Here is a 16,596-nt window from a genome sequence, read left to right on the forward strand (position 1 = left end):
GACGGGCCGGTGGGGTGATCGGGGAGAATGGGGGCCGGATCAGCGGGTCGGAGCAGGGAGCGCGCAGTGACGGGTGCCGGCGGGAGCGGGCGGGGGCGGCGTCGGGCGGGAAGTGCGCTGGCGGACGCGCTGGTGCTGCCCGTGGTACTGGCGGGTGCGCTGGGCGCGGTGGGGCTGGCGTCGGCCGGGACCGGCGGTTGGTGGGGCCGGCGCGGTGGGGGCGAGGGCGTACGGGCGGAGGCCAGGGAGGCCAGGGCCGCGGCGCAGGAGGCGTTCTACGAGCTGGAGGAGACCCAGCGCGAGGTGCAGCTCGCGGTGGAGACGGTCCGCGCGGCCGAGGACGGGGCGACGGCGCAGCGTGCGCTGGCCGATCTGGCGGCGATCTCCGGCCGGGTCGAGCAGGTCACCGTGAATTACCTGGGCGCCCTCGACGCCCACAACCTGGACAGCGAGACCCTGGACGCGGGCACCGCCGCGCAGGCCAAGCGCCGGCTGGAGGACGTAAAGGGGCAGCTGGGCTCCGCTCGCGCCGAGCTGAACGACTTCCTGCGCCGCCTGCAGCCGACCGTCGAGCACGCCGAGCAGCAGTTGATGCGGGTCACCCCGGCGGTCGAGCAGGCCAAGCGCGCGCTGCTCACGGCTTCCAACTCGCTGGACGAGGCGCGGGCCGCCGGCCTGCGGGCGGACGACCTGGCGGCCCGGCTGGCCGAACTGGCGCCGGAGCTGGGACGGCTGAACGAGGGCCCTGCCCGGCACGGGGTCGCCGGTACGCTGCAGCGCGCGGAGGAGGTGAAGCAGCGCGCCGAGGCGATCACCGCCGATGCCGCGCAACTGCCGGAGCGCGCGCGGGAGATCGATCGGCGGGTGGCGAGCCTGCGGACCCGGATCCAGGCGCTGGAGACCAAGGCCGCGACGGTCGAGCCCGCCCTGAGCGAGCTGCGCCGCCGGTTCAGTACCGCCTGCTGGCAGGACCTGCAGCGGGTGCCGGAGCAGGTCGCCGAGACCGGGCGTGCCGCCGAGGGCAAGCTCGGCGAGGCCGCCCGCGCCCGGGACGAGCAGCGCTGGGCGGACGCCACCGCCGCGATCGGGACGGTCCGCGCGCTGCTGGACACCGCGGACGGCTCGGTGGTCGCGGTGAACGACCGGCTCCGGCAGCTGAACGAGGTGCAGCACGACCCCACCCGGGAGGTCGAGCGCGCCCGCTTCGCCATCCGGGACGCCCAACGGCTGGCGATGGCCGGGCGCAACGCCCCGGACCCGCGGCACGCCGCCCCGCTGGACGAGGCGGTGGCCAGGCTGGACCGCGCGGTGGCCACGCTGGAGGCGGCCGGCCGGCACCCCGACTACTGGGCCTTCCTCACCGAGCTGGCGGCGGTGCGGGAGACGGCGGCGCGGGTGATCGGGCTGATCCGCGGCGACCTGGGCGGACACCGCTAGCCGAGGACGCCGGGAGGGCGGCGGAGGGGGCGGCGGAGAGAAGGGCGGGGTTCCGAGCGGACCGGCTCGGTACCCTGCCGGTATGCCACGCTACGACTTCCGCTGCCGCTCCTGCGGCGCCACGTTCGAACTCCGCCGCCCGATGGCGCAGGCCAACGACCCCGCCGTCTGCCCGCAGGGCCACGAGGACACCGTGAAGCTGCTGTCCACCGTCGCCGTCACCGGCGCGGCCGGCGGACGACCGGCCCCCTCCGCCGGGGGCGGGGGCGGAGGCGGAGGCGGCTGTTGCGGCGGCGGCTGCTGCGGGGGCTGACCAGGGGACTGCCCGAGCAGCCGACCCCGAGCCGGCCCCGAGCCGGCCCCGCACCGACCCCGAGTCGACCCCCGCGCCGACCCGACCGGCGACCCGACAGGCGACCCGACCGGCGACCCGACAGGCGACCCGACCGGCGACCCGACAGGGGCTACCCCGCCGTGGCCCCCGCCAGGAACCTCCGGACGATCTCCTCCCCCGCCGTCACCCCCACCTGCTCCAGGGCGGTGACGCCGGGGGCCGTCCAGCCGCTGTCCGCGAGTTCGCCGTGCCCCGGCCGCCACGCCGCGTCCGCCGCGAGCAGCAGGTCCGCGTCGAGCAGCGAGTCCCCGGCCGCGAGCACGGTGGTCGCACCGCTGCGCCGTACGACCTCGGCGAGGGCGGCGCTCTTGGTGAGCGGCGCCGGGACGGCGTACACCTTGCGGCCCTGCAGCGAGACCGCCCAACCGCGCTCGGCGCACCAGCCGGTCAGGTCCTCCAGCCAGCCGGTCGGCAGCGCGGCGCGCTCGACGACGAGGTAGGCGAACAGCTCGTCGGCGACGCGCCGCTTGTGCGTCCACTCCGGGTCGGCGCACAGCGCGAGCCGCCGGGACACCTCCTCCAGCGGGGCCGAGCCGGCGGCGATCCGCGCGGTGATCTCGGCACGCCAGTCGCGGTCCGGCACGCCGTCCACCAGCAGCTGCCCGCCGTTGGCGCAGATCGCGTACTCGGGCACCCAACCCGGCGTCGGGCCGGGCAGGTTGACCCGCGCGTACTGCTCCGGTGTCCGGGTGGTGGAGGGGACGAAGCGGGCCTGCCGGGCGAGTTCGGCGAGCAGTCCGGCGGCCTGTTCGGTCATGTAGGACAGCGGCCGGCCCTGGTACAGCTCGACGCAGAGCAGCCGCGGCGCGAGCCGGTCGGGGACGTCCAGGGCGAGCGCCCGGTCGGAGTAGATCAGCGTCCGGTCGAGGTCGCTGGCCACCAGAACACCCATCAGGATTCCCTCCCCGAAACCGAGCCCGCGGCCGGGCCCGAAACAGCACGTGAAACAGGGCCCGAGCCCGAGCCAGAGTCCGAACCCACCCCCGAACCCGCCCCCGACCCCGCCTCCGAACCTGCGGACCGCCCGTCGGCCCCGGTCGCCCCGCGGCTGTAGCGCGGGTGGATCAGGCCGACGCAGGTGTACGGCAGGTCGTCCACCTCCTCGACCTCGACGCCGCGCTGGGCGGCGAGCAGCCGGACGTGGTCCAGGTCCGCGCCGGCGCCGCGGCGGGCGAGGATCCGCCAGGGGACGCGGCGCAGCAGCACCCGGGTGGTCTCGCCGACGCCGGGCTTGACCAGGTTGACGTTGTCGATGCCGTACTCGGCGCTGATCCGCTCGACGGCGGCCCAGCCGGCCCAGTCGGGCGCCCGGTCCGGGTCGGCGGACAGCCGGTCCGCGCCCTCGACCGCCGCCGCACGCACCTCGCCGAAGCACGCGGCCACGGCGTCCAGGAAGGCCGCCGAGACGTCGCTGCCGGTCAGCTCGACGTAGTGCTTGGCGCCGTGGAAGTCGTTCGGGCCGATCAGGCCGGCCCGCAGGACGGTGCGCGAAACCAGCCCGGACACCGTGGAGTTGAGGCAGGCGGACGGGATCAGGAAGTCGTCCCGGGTGCCGTGCGTGCGCACGCAGCGGCCCGGGTCGGCGAGCACCGCGAGGTCCGGGTCGAAGCCGGTGCCGGCCAGCGCGTCGGCGAGTTCGCGGGTGATCGCGCCCTTGCCGGTCCAGCCGTCCACGAACACCACGTCCTCGGCGCGGTGGTGGGCCGCCAGGTACCGCAGCGCGACGGGGTCGATGCCGCGGCCGCGCACGATCGAGACGGCGTAGTGCGGTACGGACAGCTCGTGGGCGAAGGCCAGCCAGCGGCGGATCAGGATGCCGACGGGCGTGCCGGCCCGGGCGAGCGAGGCGAGCACCAGCCCGGGACCGCGCTCGCGCAACAGCGTCTCGGCGACGGTGCCGACGGCGAGCGCGATCCGGCGGGCGGAGCCGTGCAGTGCCTGGTGGAACAGCTCCTGGTACCCGGGGCTGGGCTGGTACTCGACCGGCAGCGACTCGGCGTAGTGCGCGCCGCCGTTCTGGACGGCCTCCTCGCGCTCCTCGGTGGGGGCTTCCAGGGCGATCCCGGAGAGGTCCTTGAGCAGCCACGCCACCTCCTCGGCCCGGTACGAGGAGAACGCCGGCCCGTACAGCGGCGTCGGCAGCAGCGGCGTCGGCACCCCGGTCACCGGCACCCCTGTCACCGGTACCCCGGCCACCCGCACCCCGCCAACCGACAGCCCAGCCACCCGCACCCCAGCCACCGGCTCCGCGCCAACCTGCACCCCGCCCACCGCATCCCCGCCCACCGGCCGGTGCGAGGGCAGCACCGCGAGCACCACCCGGTCGGTGACCCGCCGCAGCTGGCCGAGCAGCGCCCGCTCGCCGCGGTGCAGCGCCGGGGTGTCGGCGACGTCGTCCACCACCAGCACGACGGCGTCGAAGCGCCGCGCCGGGTCGCTGCCGGGGGCGACGTTGTACGCGTAGCGCTCGCGTGAGGCGTCGTCCTGCGGGTCGTCGTGGGCGGGGAAGGCCAGCCGGGTACGGATGGCGTAGCCGGGGTCGTCGACCGCCAGGACGGGCGAGCGGGTGGTGGTGGAGTAGCGGACGCGGTCGCCGCCGAGCCGCTCGGCAAGGGCGTCGGCCAGGCGCAGCGGCGCGTACATCAGCTCCTCGAAGCCGAGCACCAGCACCCGCTGCGCCTCGGCGGGCAGGGCTTCGGCCAGCTGCCCGGCGAGCCGGGGCAGTGCGGCGTCCAGCCGGGCGCGGTCGTGGGCGGTGAAGCCGTGCCGGCCGCCGTCCGGGAGGCCCGCGGGCCAGTCCAGCTCGACCCGGGCCAGTGGCGCGGGGTCGGCCGAATCGGGCGACGCGGCCACCGCCGGCAGCTCGGCCGCCGCTTCCGCGATCAGCCGTTCGGCCCGGTCCAGGAGGTCCGCGGGCAGCTCGACGCCGCCGCTCGCGGTGGCGACCAGGTCGAGCCGGACGCCGAGTTCGGCGGCGGCGTCGGTGAGCCGGTCCCGGTCGTCGGCCGAGCGCAGGTCGACCAGCGCGACCACGACGTAGTGGTCGCGCGGGTGGCGGGCGTGCAGTTCGCGGATGGTGTTGAGGACCGTCCGGCCGGTCGAGAACTCGTCGTCCACGAGCACCAGCGGCCCGTCCCCGGCGAACAGTTCGGGGTCGGTCGGGAGCAGCAGGTGCGAGGTGGCGTGCGAGTGCTCCTCCTCGAAGCCGCCGAGCGGCGGGATTCCGGGCACCGGGCGGCGGGTGGAGTGCAGGTAGGGGGCGTCGAGGCCGTCGGCGACGCTGTGGCCGAGGCCGGTGGCGGTCTCCGCGTAGCCGAGGACGACGGTCTGCGCGGCCGCCTCCTCGCCGAGCAGGCCGCGGACCCGGCGGCCGAGTTCGAGCCCGGCGCCGTGGACCACCGAGGGGCGCTGCGGCACGTGCTTGCCGAGCACGTTGGAGACCAGCAGGTGGGCGCGCCTGCGGTTCTCCCGGAGGGCCAGCCCGACGAGTTCGGGCAGGCGCTCGGAGCCGGTCAGCGTGATCCCGGCCCGGTCGGCGACCCAACGGCCGGTCCACGTCTGGGGTGTTGCTGTCACTGCTGGTCCTGCCTTCGGTGGTGCGATGGTGCGTTGGTCATGTCCAGCTCGTCGGATCCGCCGCGCGGGAAGCGTCCTGCCGACCGTACGGATGCCGTCCTGCCGGCCGTACGGATGCCGTCCTGCCGGCCGTACGGATACTGTCCTACCGCCCGTCCGAGTACCGTCCTACCCGCCGTACCGGAACCGGAGGGAACGCCCCGGCCTCGGCCGCACGAACAGCGGGAGCGACCCGGGTCCGGCCGTACGAACAGCGCGAACGCCCGGCCTCAGGCGCACAGGCAGGCCGACAGCAGCTCCGCGAAGCTGACGTCCTCCCGGGCCACCCCGAAGACCTCCGCCCGCAGCAGTATGCGCTCCGCCCAGGCCCGGTGCGGCCGGGCCTCGTTCATCTTGTTGGTGTACGCCGAGCGCAGCACCCCGCCGCCGTCCTGCTCCTGGCGGAGGATGTCACGGGCGTCGCAGTACTCCTCGTGCGTGACCACGGAGAGGGCGTGCACGGCGGGCACGTGACTGGGGTGGATGCAGGTCTTGCCGAGCAGGCCGTTGGCCCGGTCGAGTTCGACCTCCCGGATCAGCCCGTCCAGGTCGTGCTCGATGATCCGCCGACGGATCTCCTCGCCGGAGGCCCGCCCCGTCCCGACGGCGTCGGTGCCGAACGAGGCCCCGGTGAACGGGGTGCGGCGCAGCTGCGGCTTGAACATCCGCTCCTGCACCGGGAAGTACTCCCAGACCGGACCGGTGACGGTGTGCCCCGTGCCGTCCGCCCGGCCGAGCACGTTGACCACGTCCCCGATCACCGCCGCGACCAGCGCGACGTCGTACGCGGTGAGGTCGGGCGAGCGCCGCAGGCCGTACGCCGAGCAGAGGTCGGTGACGCCGAGGCGGACGGCGAGCACCCGTTCCCGGTACCCGGCGAGCAGCTCGGCGATGCCGAAGAGCTGTTCGCGCCGGGTCTCCAGGTGGGCCAGCTCGGGCGACTCCAGGACGGGCATGGCGAACAGCCGCCGCCCGGTGGCGGCCTCGGCGGCGGCGAGCGCGGCCAGGTACTCGCCGCCGTTCTCCGGGGTGAACTTGGGCAGGACGAACCCGCTGAGCAGCTCGACGGCCGGGCCGAGCCGCTCGGCCAGGTCGGGAATCTGCGCGGCGGCACGGACTCTGATGAAGAGCAGTGGATGACCCTGTGCGCAGTCGGTGAAATCCTTGACCAGGTCAGTCAGCTGCTCGACCAGGTTCCGCTCCCCGGCGTCCACCTCGTGGTCGGCGATCGCGTCCTCCAGGCAGAGCACCATCGACACCACGCCCCGAGCGGCCTGTTTGCGGATGTCGGCGGCCAGCGCGGGCCTGGTGGCGGGGCTGTAGAGGGTGCCGCCGAGCGCGGTGGCGAGCACCCCGGGCTCGCTCTGCGCGGTGAACGCACGCGGCTGCTCCAGGAAGAGCCGGCCGCGTACGTCCTCGGCGAGGTGGCCGAAATGGCGCAAGGTGCTCTCCTCCAGGAAGTGGACGGGCCTCCGGCCCCCTGCCGACGATGCCCCTGCCGCCGGACGGCGTCCTCGTCGACCGGCCGACAGCCTCGGCGACCGTCGGACGGCCACGTCGACCGGCCGACACCCTGGTCAACCGGCCGACCGGGTGCCGTGGTTCCCCGGACGCGCCGCCGGTGGACGCCCCTCCGTCGAACCCCCCGGGGGCCTTCAGACCGCCCATCGTACGGACGGGATCCGGCCGCTCCCGGTTCCCCGGCACTGAACTCCCGGAACATCCCGGTCCACTTGGACGATCATGGGCCGAGTGACGGCAAACCCCGGGAAGCGCAAGTCTTGGCAAAGTCCGACCCGGCGCGAACCGGTCCGGTCACGTTGTCCGAAGGGGTGGCGAACAGGCAGGATGGTCCGCTATGACGCACGTGATGGCCAAGGGCGCCAACATCGCACTGCCGGCGGCGGCGGTCCGCGCCGTGCTGCGCTGGAGCGCCGCGCCCGGTGCGCCGGACGTGGACGCGTCCGCGCTGCTGCTCGGCGCCACCGGCAAGGTCCGTTCGGACGCCGACTTCGTCTTCTACAACCAGCCGCGCCACCCCTCCGGCCTGGTCCGCCACCTGCCCAAGCAGCAGACCTCCGGCGGCACCGAGATCATCGACACGATCGAGGTCGAACTCGGCAAGCTGCCCGCCGACGTGGACCGCGTGGTACTGGCCGGCTCCTCCGAGGGCGGGCCCTTCCGCGCGGTGCCGGGGCTGCGGCTGCTGCTGTTCGACGCCGCGGGCGGTGACGGCGCGCCCGCACTGGCCGAGTTCGAGATCAGCGATGCCGAGAGCGTCACCGCGCTGGTCGCGGGCGAGCTGTACCGGCGCTCCGGGTCCTGGAAGTTCCGGGCGATCGGCCAGGGCTACACCTCCGGGCTGATCGGCCTGGCCACCGATTTCGGCATCACCGTCGAGGACGAGGCGTCGGGCGCGGCGCCCGGCCCCGCGCCGACCCCGGCGCCCGCCTCCACCGCCGCCCCGACCGGCGCGGTGGACCCGCGCCGCACCCCGCTCCCGGACCCGCGCTCGACCGCCGCCGAGCCGGGCACCTTCACCCTGGCCCCGGCCGTCCCGCAGACCCCGCCCCCGGCGCCGACCGCCGCCCCGACCCCGGTCGGGGCCACCGCGGGCGCACCGACGGCTGCCCCCGCCGCACCACCGCCGCCCGCCGCACCGCCGACCATGCCGCCCCCGCCGGCGGCCCCGCCGACCCCGCCGCCGGGCCACCGGCCCGGCACCGGCTACGGCTACCCCCAGCAGCAGCCCGGCACGGGGTACGGCTACCCGCAACAGCAGCCCGGGACCGGCTACGGCTACCCGCAGGCCACCCAGCCCTACCAGCAGCAGCCGGGCACCGGTTACGGCTACCCCCAGCCGAACCAGCCCGTCCCGCCGCAGCCGCACCCGGGCAGCTACGGCTACCCGCAGCCCGGCACCGGACAGCAGCCGCCCGTCCCTCCGCAGCCGCCCACGGCCCAGCCCCCGACGGCGCAGCCCCCGGCGCCCACCGGCGAGGAGTTCGCACTGCCGCCGCAGGGCCCGCAGTTCCAGCCCCGCTGACGCCCACCGGGGTGGCGGCCGCCCTACGGCGGCGGCCCCGCCCGGGCCGGGCGGCGTCCGTCAGTCGCCGCCCGGCTGGTTCTTGTAGCCGCGCTGCCACTGCATCCCGAAGCCGTACAGCCGGTCGATGTCCGACTGGAACCCGTTGACGTACCGCACCTCGCGGCGCACCGTGAGCTGGTTGTCCCCCGCGTTCTCGATCAGCACCACGGCGCAGGAGCGCGCCGCCCGGGCCCGCTCCTCCAGCTTGATCTCGATCCGCGGACCGGTCTGCGGCACGATCGTCACCACCGCCTGCGACTGTTCGAAGGCCGGCGTGCCGTCGTAGATGTAGACGAAGATCAACAGCCGCTTGAACTTGTCCTTCTTCTCCAGGTTGACGTACATCGTCTCGCCCGACGGCGCCCCGTACTGGTCGTCGCCGCTGAGCTTGACGTACGGCGCGTTCTGGAGGTCGCCGAACAGGCCGCCGAGCGGCTGCACCACACCCGTGGAGCCGTCGGAGAGTTCGTACATGCAGGCCAGGTCGAGGTCGACGTTCATCGGCTCGCTGCCCTGCGGCGAGTCCGGCTCCCGCGGGCTGAGGATCCGCGGGCTGAAGAACCGCTTGATCGTGTCCCCGGTGCTCGGCCTACCGGCACCGGGCCGCATCGACCAGTGCAGGTTGACGTAGAGGTAGCCGGTGGTGGCGGCCGACCCGGTGATCGCGTGCTGCGGGGCCGACTTGGTGAGTATGACCTTGTGCTGACCGCCCGGGTTGTCGAAGGTGTAGCTCCGGTCCCCGCGCAGGTACTCCCAGATCGAGACCATCCCGTCCTCTCCCCCTGCTCCCGCCAGGCGATCTGACGGTCCGCCGACCAATGATCGGGCATCGGCCCGGCCGACGGATACCCCGTCCGCCCCCTCCCCTACCCCGTCCGGCCACCCACCCCCCACCGACGAGCCGGACGCCCCGCGCGCCACCGGGCACACGAACGGTCGCGCGAACAGTCGTACGACCGGGCGCCGCCGACCGAACTGCCGACCGAACCACTGGCCGACCACCGACCCGCCCGCCGGGCACACCGCCGACCCGACCACTGGGCGCACCACGGACGCACAAGCGGACGCCACCTGCCGGACCACCAGGCGAACCACCGACGAGCCCCGGGCGAACCGGTGGGGCGATTGGCCCGAGCAAGCCACCCTCCCGTAACATGCCGCCCCTTCGGACGCGATATCGTCTAGCCGCACAGGTGTCCCGTCCGCCCCTGCGCGGGCGCGGTGGGCACGCCGTGCGGCGACGAACGAACCGTCAGGCAGTGTCCGCACGGCGGGCCCTGACCGCCTGTGTCGCACTGTGAACCTGTCCCCTTCGGAAACCCGAGGCCCGACCCGCAATGAACCTGACCTCCATACAGCTGGTCTGGACCGTCGTCGGCGGCGCAGCCCTGCTGTTCGTCGCCGTCCTGATGGCGACGCTGCGTTTCAAGAGCTCGAAGAAGGACGAGGCCACCGACTCCTGGGAGCGCAGCGAGGAGCGCCGCCGCCGCAAGGAGATGATCTACGGGATCTCCTCGTACACGCTGCTGTTCTGCTGCGCCGGTGTCGCCGCCGCACTGTCCTTCCACGGCCTGGTCGGCTTCGGCAAGGAGAACCTGGGCCTGGCCGACGGCTGGGAGTACCTCGTCCCGTTCGGCCTGGACGGCGCCGCGATGTTCTGCTCGGTGCTCGCCGTCCGCGAGGCCAGCCACGGTGACGCCGCGCTCGGTTCCCGCCTGCTGGTCTGGGTCTTCGCGATCGCCTCGGCCTGGTTCAACTGGGTGCACGCCCCGCGCGGCTTCGGCCACGCAGGCGCCCCGCAGTTCTTCTCCGGCATGTCGATCTCGGCGGCGATACTGTTCGACCGCGCCCTGAAGCAGACCCGCAAGGCCGCGCTGCGCGAGCAGGGACTCGTCCCCCGCCCGCTGCCGCAGATCCGCATCGTCCGCTGGCTGCGCGCCCCGCGCGAGACCTACGCGGCCTGGTCGCTGATGCTGCTGGAGAACGTCCGCAGCCTGGACGAGGCGGTCGATGAGGTGCGCGAGGAGCGCCAGGCGAAGCTGGACGCCAAGGCCCGCGCCCGCACCGCCGACCGCCGCGAGCGCGCCGAGCTGAAGGCCATCTCCCGCCAGGGCGGCGGCATGCTGGCCCGGGCCCGCGGTGGCCGCCAGGTGCCCGCCCTCACGGCTGCCGGAGACGGCCCGAGCGCTACGGAGCCTGCCCTAGCCGCGGAGTCCGACGCCGCCACCCCGACCTCGCAGGTCTCCACCTCCTCGATGGAGCCCGCCGCCCTGGACACCGGCCGTCGCCCCCGCGCCGCCGTCGGCTCCTCGTACTCCTCCTCGTACTCGTCCCCCTCGACGTACTCGTCCTCCTCGACGTACTCGTCCTCCTCGACGTACTCGTCCTCCTCGTCCTCTTCCTCGTCCTCCTACTCGTCCTCCTCGGCCGACGCCCTCGGTTCGTCCCGTCGCAGCTCGTCGATCGACCTGACGGCCGACGACGACACCCTGGCGATGCCGAAGCTGGACTCGCTGGAGCGCAAGCTGCGCGCGATCGAGCAGCAGCTCGGCTGACCCGGCCCGCACGACGCGAAACGGCCGCCCCCGGGAACTCCCGGGGGCGGCCGTTTCGCGTGTCCGACCGGCTGCGTGCCCGACGCGGACGCCGGCCCGAGCCGGCTGCGCGCCCGACGCGGCTACTTGCCCGACCCGACCAGCTCCGGCTCCTCGTCCACACCCTCGCGCCGGTTGCGCAGGATCGACGAGCCCAGCGCGAGGCCGATGAACGCGACGCCGATCAGGCCGGTGACGATCTCCGGGATGTGGTACTTGATCCCGATCAGCAGGATCGCCGCCAGCGCGCCGATCGCGTAGTGCGCGCCGTGCTCCAGGTAGACGTAGTCGTCCAGGGTGCCCTTGCGGACCAGGAAGACGGTCAGCGAGCGGATGTACATCGCGCCGATGCCGAGGCCCAGGGTGATCTGGAAGATGTCGCTGGAGATGGCGAACGCGCCGACCACGCCGTCGAAGGAGAACGACGCGTCCAGGACCTCCAGATAGAGGAACAGGAAGAACGCGGCCTTGCCGGCGACCTGGACGACCGACTTGCCGGCCTTCTCGGCCTCCTCCTCGCGCTCGGCCTCAGCCTCCAGGCCCGACTCGAAGATCGAGGAGAGGCCGTTGACCGCGAGGTAGGTGATCAGGCCGAGGACACCGGCGAGCAGCACGGTCTCGGCGTGCTCGGCGGCGAAGAAGCGGGAGGCCAGCACCAGCGAGACCAGGGCGATGACGGTGGACAGGGCGTCCAGCTTGCCGATCTTCTCCAGCGGGCGCTCCAGCCAGCTCAGCCAGTTGTGCTCCTTCTCCTCGAACACGAAGTCCAGGAAGATCATGAGCAGGAAGATGCCACCGAAGGCGGCGATGGCCGGGTTGGCGGCTTCCAGGTACTGGCCGTAGGTGAGGCCGTCGTGGGTCTTGTCGGAGTGCAGCGCGAGGTCGATGACCGTCGCGGGGTCGAGCTTCGCGGTGAGGCCGACGACCAGCAGCGGGAAGATCAGGCGCATGCCGAAGACGGCGATGAGCACGCCCACGGTCAGGAAGATCTTCTGCCAGTACGGGTTCATCCGCTTCAACACCGTGGCGTTGACCACCGCGTTGTCGAACGACAGGGAGATCTCCAGGATGGAGAGGATCAGCACGATGCCGAAGCCTTGGGCTCCCCAGAGCAGTCCGGCCGCGACCAGGCCGATGGCGGTGATCGCGAACGACCAGCCGAATGTGCGGAGGAACACGGGAGTTGGCTACCTTTCGGGTTCTGGCCGTGCCGGGGGCGGCCTCGTCCCCGAGACGCCCTGACCGGGCCCGGCCCGGTCAGGTCACCCCCGCACTGCCCTCAGTTCTCATGATCGGGTCGGGTGCGATGGTCCGATTTCCGCCCTTACTGTACGTTCACCCCGAAGTCGAGCGCGATGCCGCGCAGGCCGGAGGCGTACCCCTGGCCCACCGCGCGGAACTTCCACTCGCCCGCGTAGCGGTACAGCTCGCCGAAGATCATCGCGGTCTCGCTGGACGCGTCCTCGGACAGGTCGTAGCGGGCGATCTCCTGGCCGTCGACCGAGTTGACGACCCGGATGTAGGCGTTGCGGACCTGCCCGAAGTTCTGCAGCCGCGGCTCGGCGTCGTAGATCGACACCGCGAAGACCACCTTGTCCACCTGCGCCGGGACGAGGTCCAGGTTGACCAGGACCACCTCGTCGTCACCCGTGTCGTCGCCACCGGTGAGGTTGTCGCCCTGGTGCTCCACCGAGCCCTCGGGGCTCTTGAGGTTGTTGTAGAAGACGAAGTACTCGTCGCCGAGCACTCGCCCGCCACCGCAGAGCAGGGCGCTCGCATCGAGGTCGAACGGGGCGCCCGTGGTCGAACGGGCGGACCAGCCGAGGCCGATCTGGACCTGCGTCAGATTCGGCGCGGCCTTGGTGAGCGAGACGTTGCCACCCTTGGCAAGCGTGACCACCATGACGTTCTTCCTCCCTTGCTTCTCCCGGGGCGCCTTCCAGGTGTAGTCCCCCGCGGCCCCGGCCGACCGGCTCTGGTCGGCTGAACTTCCTGAACTCACATCCTCGCAGCGCGGCGGGCCCCCGCGGGACCGGGTCGGACGAACCCCGGCCGACCCGCGCCCGCCCACCGGAGCGACGCCCGAACGACTGCCCGGACCTCCGCGCGAGCACCGGCGGCACCGGCGCGAGCGACAGCAGCAGCGACGGCAGCGCGAGCGACGGCAGCGGCCGGACGAAGCCGGGGCGGCCCGGACCCTCCGCGGGTCCGGGCCGCCCCGGCTTCAACGCGCCGCAGGGCGCCGACGGGGACTCAGACGTTGACGCCGAAGTCCTGGGCGATGCCGCGCAGGCCGGAGGCGTAGCCCTGGCCGATGGCGCGGAACTTCCACTCGCTGCCGTTGCGGTACAGCTCGCCGAAGACCATCGCGGTCTCGGTGGAGGCGTCCTCGGAGAGGTCGTAACGCGCCAGCTCCGTGTTGTCCGCCTGGTTCACCACCCGGATGAAGGCGTTGCGCACCTGGCCGAAGTTCTGGCTGCGGCTCTCGGCGTCGTAGATCGACACCGGGAAGACGATCTTCTCCACGTCCGCCGGGACGCCGGCCAGGTTGACCTTGATCGCCTCGTCGTCGCCCTCGCCCTCGCCGGTGAGGTTGTCGCCGGTGTGCTCGACCGAGCCGTCCGGGCTCTTCAGATTGTTGAAGAAGACGAAGTTGCCGTCCGAGGCGACCTTGCCCTGGGCGTTGCAGAGAAGTGCGCTGGCGTCCAGGTCGAAGTCCGCACCGGTGGTGGTCCGGACGTCCCAGCCCAGGCCGACGATCACGGCCGTGAGCCCGGGCGCCTCCTTGGTGAGCGAGACGTTGCCGCCCTTGCTGAGGCTGACTCCCACGTGTCCTCCAAAATTCGGGAGGCACGCCCTGTGGTGCCCCCGGTGGTGCGGTCCGGGGCCCCGGGAGCGCACCGGCTCCCGCACCCCACTTGGCCAACGGCCCGAGCGTAGTACGCGGTTCCCGTCCGCAGCGCGGTTGCGGTCGGACACGACCGGCCGGCACCCGGGCGGCCGGGCGCCGGCCCCGTGACGGACGGCCGGGCGGGGCTCAGAGCCCGGCGAGGACCTTGAGGTACTCCTGCTCGTCCCGGGCGTCCGGGAGGCCGTTGACGACGCTCCAGCGCACCGTGCCGGCCTTGTCGATCACGAAGGTCCCGCGCAGCGGGCAGCCCCGCTCCTCGTCGAGCACGCCGTACGCCCGGGTGACCTCGCCGTGCGGCCAGAAGTCGGCGAGCAGCGGGAACTCCAGGCCCTCGCGGTCGGTGAGGACGCGCTGGGAGAACTGCGAGTCGCAGGAGAGGCCGAGCACCTGGACGTCGTCGTTCTGCAGCCCGGCCAGCTCGCGCTGGATCGCGCCCAGCTCGCCGGTGCAGACGCCGGTGAAGGCGAACGGGTAGAAGACCAGGACGACGTTCTTCCGACCGCGGAAGTCCGCGAGCCGGACGGACTCCCCGTGCTGGTTGTTGAGCTCGAAGTCCGGAGCCCGGGTGCCGACCTCGATGACCATGGACGGGACCTTTCTGACGCGACCGCGCCGCGCGGCGGGCGCGGCGGGCCCATCCTCGCATCCGCTGACGCGCGTTCGGCCGAACGGATGAGGCGGGCCCGTCCGGCACCCGCCGCTTCCGCCCTGAGCGAACGCGGCACGGGCTCCGCCGACCGGGCGGGAACCCACCGGAAGTGGGCGGGAAACCGGGGCCCGCCGCAGGCGCGGTGGACCGGGGCCCGCCCGAAGGAACGGAAAAAGCGCCGGGCCCCGTCGGAGCATGACTCCGACGGGGCCCGGCGCGGCGCTTCAGGACCCGTTCAGCGCTTGCCGCCCGGCTTCGCCGTGGACTTGGTCGCGAGCCTGGTGGCCGCCCAGTCCTTGACGATGTTGATCGAGCTGGTCTGGGAGAGGCCGGCGGTCTTGGCCGCGTCGTTGATCTCGGAGGCCTCGACGTGGCCGTCCCGCCCGGTCTTGGGCGTCATCAGCCAGATCAGGCCGCCCTCCGCCAGGTACTCCAGGGCGTCGACGAGGGAGTCCGTGAGGTCCCCGTCCTCGTCGCGGTGCCACAGCACGACGGCGTCCGCGACGTCGTCGTAGTCCTCGTCGACGAGATCCGTCCCGGTGATCTCCTCGATGCCCTCGCGGAGGTCCTGGTCAGTGTCTTCGTCGTACCCCAGCTCCTGGATGATCTGGCCTTCTTCGAAGCCGAGACGGGTCGCCGGGTTGGACTTGTCCGCGGGGTCCGCGGTCGCGCTCACGGGAATAACCTCCAGTATTCGGCCCGGCGTCCATGCCGGGGCTGTGGCCGTAGTCCACACGGGCGCGGCGGTTCGCGCAAGTACCCGACCCCCGATCCCCTCCAAAGGTTGACGTGTCGCACCGGGACACGCCGTTCGACGTGTCGGGAATCACACCGATTTGCCCTTCTCTGCATGGGACAAGGATGCTTCGGGTGGTCCAGGCCCACAGGCCGTACGCGTGCCCGAGATGCGAACGGCATTCGGGGTCCGCGCGTGCGCGGGCGTAGAGTCTCCTGTTGGCCCTCACCCCGGCCGCCCGCCATCGGGCGGACCGGACACCAGGTCGGACCACCTCTTTTCGTAACACCCGGGGTGTGCGGAGCGGACGAAGACGCCCGCGCCGTGCACCACCAGACCGGCCCGCCCACCAGGCGGAACGGTTACCGATCGGTAGAGATGACGGATCTCCGAATGCGGTAGCACGATGGAGGCGGCGCGACACACCTCAGTTTCGACCGACAGTGAAGGAACAGCGTGGCTTCCGGATCCGATCGCAACCCGATCATCATTGGCGGCCTTCCGAGTCAGGTCCCGGACTTCGATCCCGAGGAGACCGCGGAATGGCTGGAGTCGCTCGATGCGGCCATCGACGAGCGGGGGCGTGAGCGTGCCCGTTACCTGATGCTGCGGCTGATCGAGCGCGCCCGCGAGAAGCGTGTCGCCGTGCCCGAGATGCGCAGCACGGACTACGTCAACACCATCGCCACCAAGGACGAGCCGTTCTTCCCCGGCAACGAGGAGATCGAGCGCAGGATCCTCAACGCGACCCGGTGGAACGCGGCCGTCATGGTCTCCCGGGCGCAGCGCCCCGGCATCGGCGTCGGTGGCCACATCGCCACCTTCGCCTCCTCCGCGTCGCTCTACGACGTGGGCTTCAACTACTTCTTCCGCGGCAAGGACGCCGAGGGCGAGTCCGGCGACCAGATCTTCTTCCAGGGTCACGCCTCCCCCGGCATCTACGCCCGCGCCTTCCTCCTGGACCGACTCACCGAGCAGCAGCTCGACGCGTTCCGCCAGGAGAAGTCGAAGGCCCCGTACGGCCTCTCCAGCTACCCGCACCCGCGGCTGATGCCGGACTTCTGGGAGTTCCCGACCGTCTCGATGGGCCTCGGCCCGCTCGGCGCGATCTACCAGGCCCGGATGAACCGCTACCTGGAGCACCGCGGCATCAAGGACACCTCCGACTCGCA

At 73.0% G+C, this 16,596-nt stretch carries 14 protein-coding genes; 5 read left to right on the forward strand and 9 right to left on the reverse strand.

Translation table 11 applies throughout. The annotated features are described in order from the left end of the window. Window positions 1-27: 27 nt before the first annotated feature. Together ABTY56_RS31820 and ABTY56_RS31825 are read left to right on the forward strand one after the other, a co-directional pair. The gene (locus ABTY56_RS31820; RefSeq protein WP_502893226.1) at window positions 28-1,437 is read left to right on the forward strand and encodes a coiled-coil domain-containing protein; all 1,410 of its coding nucleotides are present in this window, start codon (window positions 28-30) and stop codon (window positions 1,435-1,437) included. Window positions 1,438-1,519: 82 nt separating this feature from the next. After that, window positions 1,520-1,750 carry an FmdB family zinc ribbon protein gene (locus tag ABTY56_RS31825; protein ID WP_350632825.1) on the forward strand — a complete coding sequence of 77 codons (231 nt, stop codon included), beginning with the start codon at window positions 1,520-1,522 and terminating at the stop codon, window positions 1,748-1,750. Window positions 1,751-1,901: 151 nt separating this feature from the next. Here the strand turns inward: ABTY56_RS31825 and ABTY56_RS31830 are convergent, their stop codons facing one another. The 3 genes from ABTY56_RS31830 to ABTY56_RS31840 all read right to left on the reverse strand — a co-directional run bounded on the left by ABTY56_RS31830 (window position 1,902) and on the right by ABTY56_RS31840 (window position 6,888). After that, the gene (locus ABTY56_RS31830; RefSeq protein ID WP_350632826.1) at window positions 1,902-2,723 is read right to left on the reverse strand and encodes an HAD family hydrolase; all 822 of its coding nucleotides are present in this window, start codon (window positions 2,721-2,723) and stop codon (window positions 1,902-1,904) included. Then, window positions 2,723-5,407, reverse strand: coding sequence for a phosphoribosyltransferase (locus ABTY56_RS31835; RefSeq protein WP_350632827.1), 2,685 nt, complete (start codon window positions 5,405-5,407; stop codon window positions 2,723-2,725). Before ABTY56_RS31835 ends, ABTY56_RS31830 begins: the two co-directional genes overlap by 1 nt. A gap of 269 nt (window positions 5,408-5,676) precedes the next feature. Further along, window positions 5,677-6,888 (reverse strand): HpcH/HpaI aldolase/citrate lyase family protein, encoded by a 1,212-nt coding sequence (locus ABTY56_RS31840; RefSeq protein ID WP_350632828.1) that lies wholly within the window; start codon window positions 6,886-6,888, stop codon window positions 5,677-5,679. A gap of 416 nt (window positions 6,889-7,304) precedes the next feature. Here ABTY56_RS31840 and ABTY56_RS31845 point away from each other — a divergent pair, with 416 nt between their 5' ends. Continuing rightward, on the forward strand, window positions 7,305-8,492 hold the full coding sequence (locus tag ABTY56_RS31845; protein ID WP_350632829.1) for a TerD family protein: 1,188 nt from the start codon (window positions 7,305-7,307) through the stop codon (window positions 8,490-8,492). Between the two features lie 60 nt (window positions 8,493-8,552). Here ABTY56_RS31845 and ABTY56_RS31850 read toward each other — a convergent pair whose 3' ends face one another. Then, window positions 8,553-9,302 (reverse strand): Tellurium resistance, encoded by a 750-nt coding sequence (locus tag ABTY56_RS31850; protein WP_350632830.1) that lies wholly within the window; start codon window positions 9,300-9,302, stop codon window positions 8,553-8,555. A 569-nt stretch (window positions 9,303-9,871) separates the two neighbouring features. Between ABTY56_RS31850 and ABTY56_RS31855 the strand changes: the two genes are divergently transcribed. Beyond that, entirely contained in the window at window positions 9,872-11,089 is a 1,218-nt protein-coding gene (locus ABTY56_RS31855) for a DUF2637 domain-containing protein (protein WP_350632831.1), read from the forward strand. Window positions 11,090-11,211: 122 nt separating this feature from the next. Here the strand turns inward: ABTY56_RS31855 and ABTY56_RS31860 are convergent, their stop codons facing one another. From ABTY56_RS31860 to ABTY56_RS31880, 5 genes are all read right to left on the reverse strand, one after another. Then, window positions 11,212-12,306, reverse strand: coding sequence for a DUF475 domain-containing protein (locus tag ABTY56_RS31860; RefSeq protein ID WP_350632832.1), 1,095 nt, complete (start codon window positions 12,304-12,306; stop codon window positions 11,212-11,214). Window positions 12,307-12,452: 146 nt separating this feature from the next. Then, on the reverse strand, window positions 12,453-13,031 hold the full coding sequence (locus tag ABTY56_RS31865; protein ID WP_350632833.1) for a TerD family protein: 579 nt from the start codon (window positions 13,029-13,031) through the stop codon (window positions 12,453-12,455). A 350-nt stretch (window positions 13,032-13,381) separates the two neighbouring features. Then, on the reverse strand, window positions 13,382-13,957 hold the full coding sequence (locus ABTY56_RS31870; protein WP_350632834.1) for a TerD family protein: 576 nt from the start codon (window positions 13,955-13,957) through the stop codon (window positions 13,382-13,384). A gap of 208 nt (window positions 13,958-14,165) precedes the next feature. Then, window positions 14,166-14,624 (reverse strand): peroxiredoxin, encoded by a 459-nt coding sequence (locus ABTY56_RS31875; protein ID WP_350632835.1) that lies wholly within the window; start codon window positions 14,622-14,624, stop codon window positions 14,166-14,168. Between the two features lie 299 nt (window positions 14,625-14,923). Then, window positions 14,924-15,364 (reverse strand): DUF3052 domain-containing protein, encoded by a 441-nt coding sequence (locus tag ABTY56_RS31880; RefSeq protein ID WP_350632836.1) that lies wholly within the window; start codon window positions 15,362-15,364, stop codon window positions 14,924-14,926. 516 nt (window positions 15,365-15,880) lie between these two features. Here ABTY56_RS31880 and ABTY56_RS31885 point away from each other — a divergent pair. After that, the coding region (locus ABTY56_RS31885) for a pyruvate dehydrogenase E1 component-related protein (RefSeq protein ID WP_502893227.1) at window positions 15,881-16,596 on the forward strand (716 nt) is incomplete at its 3' end.

This window comes from Kitasatospora sp. NPDC097691 (genome assembly GCF_040302665.1).
Taxonomy (GTDB): Bacteria; Actinomycetota; Actinomycetes; order Streptomycetales; family Streptomycetaceae; genus Kitasatospora.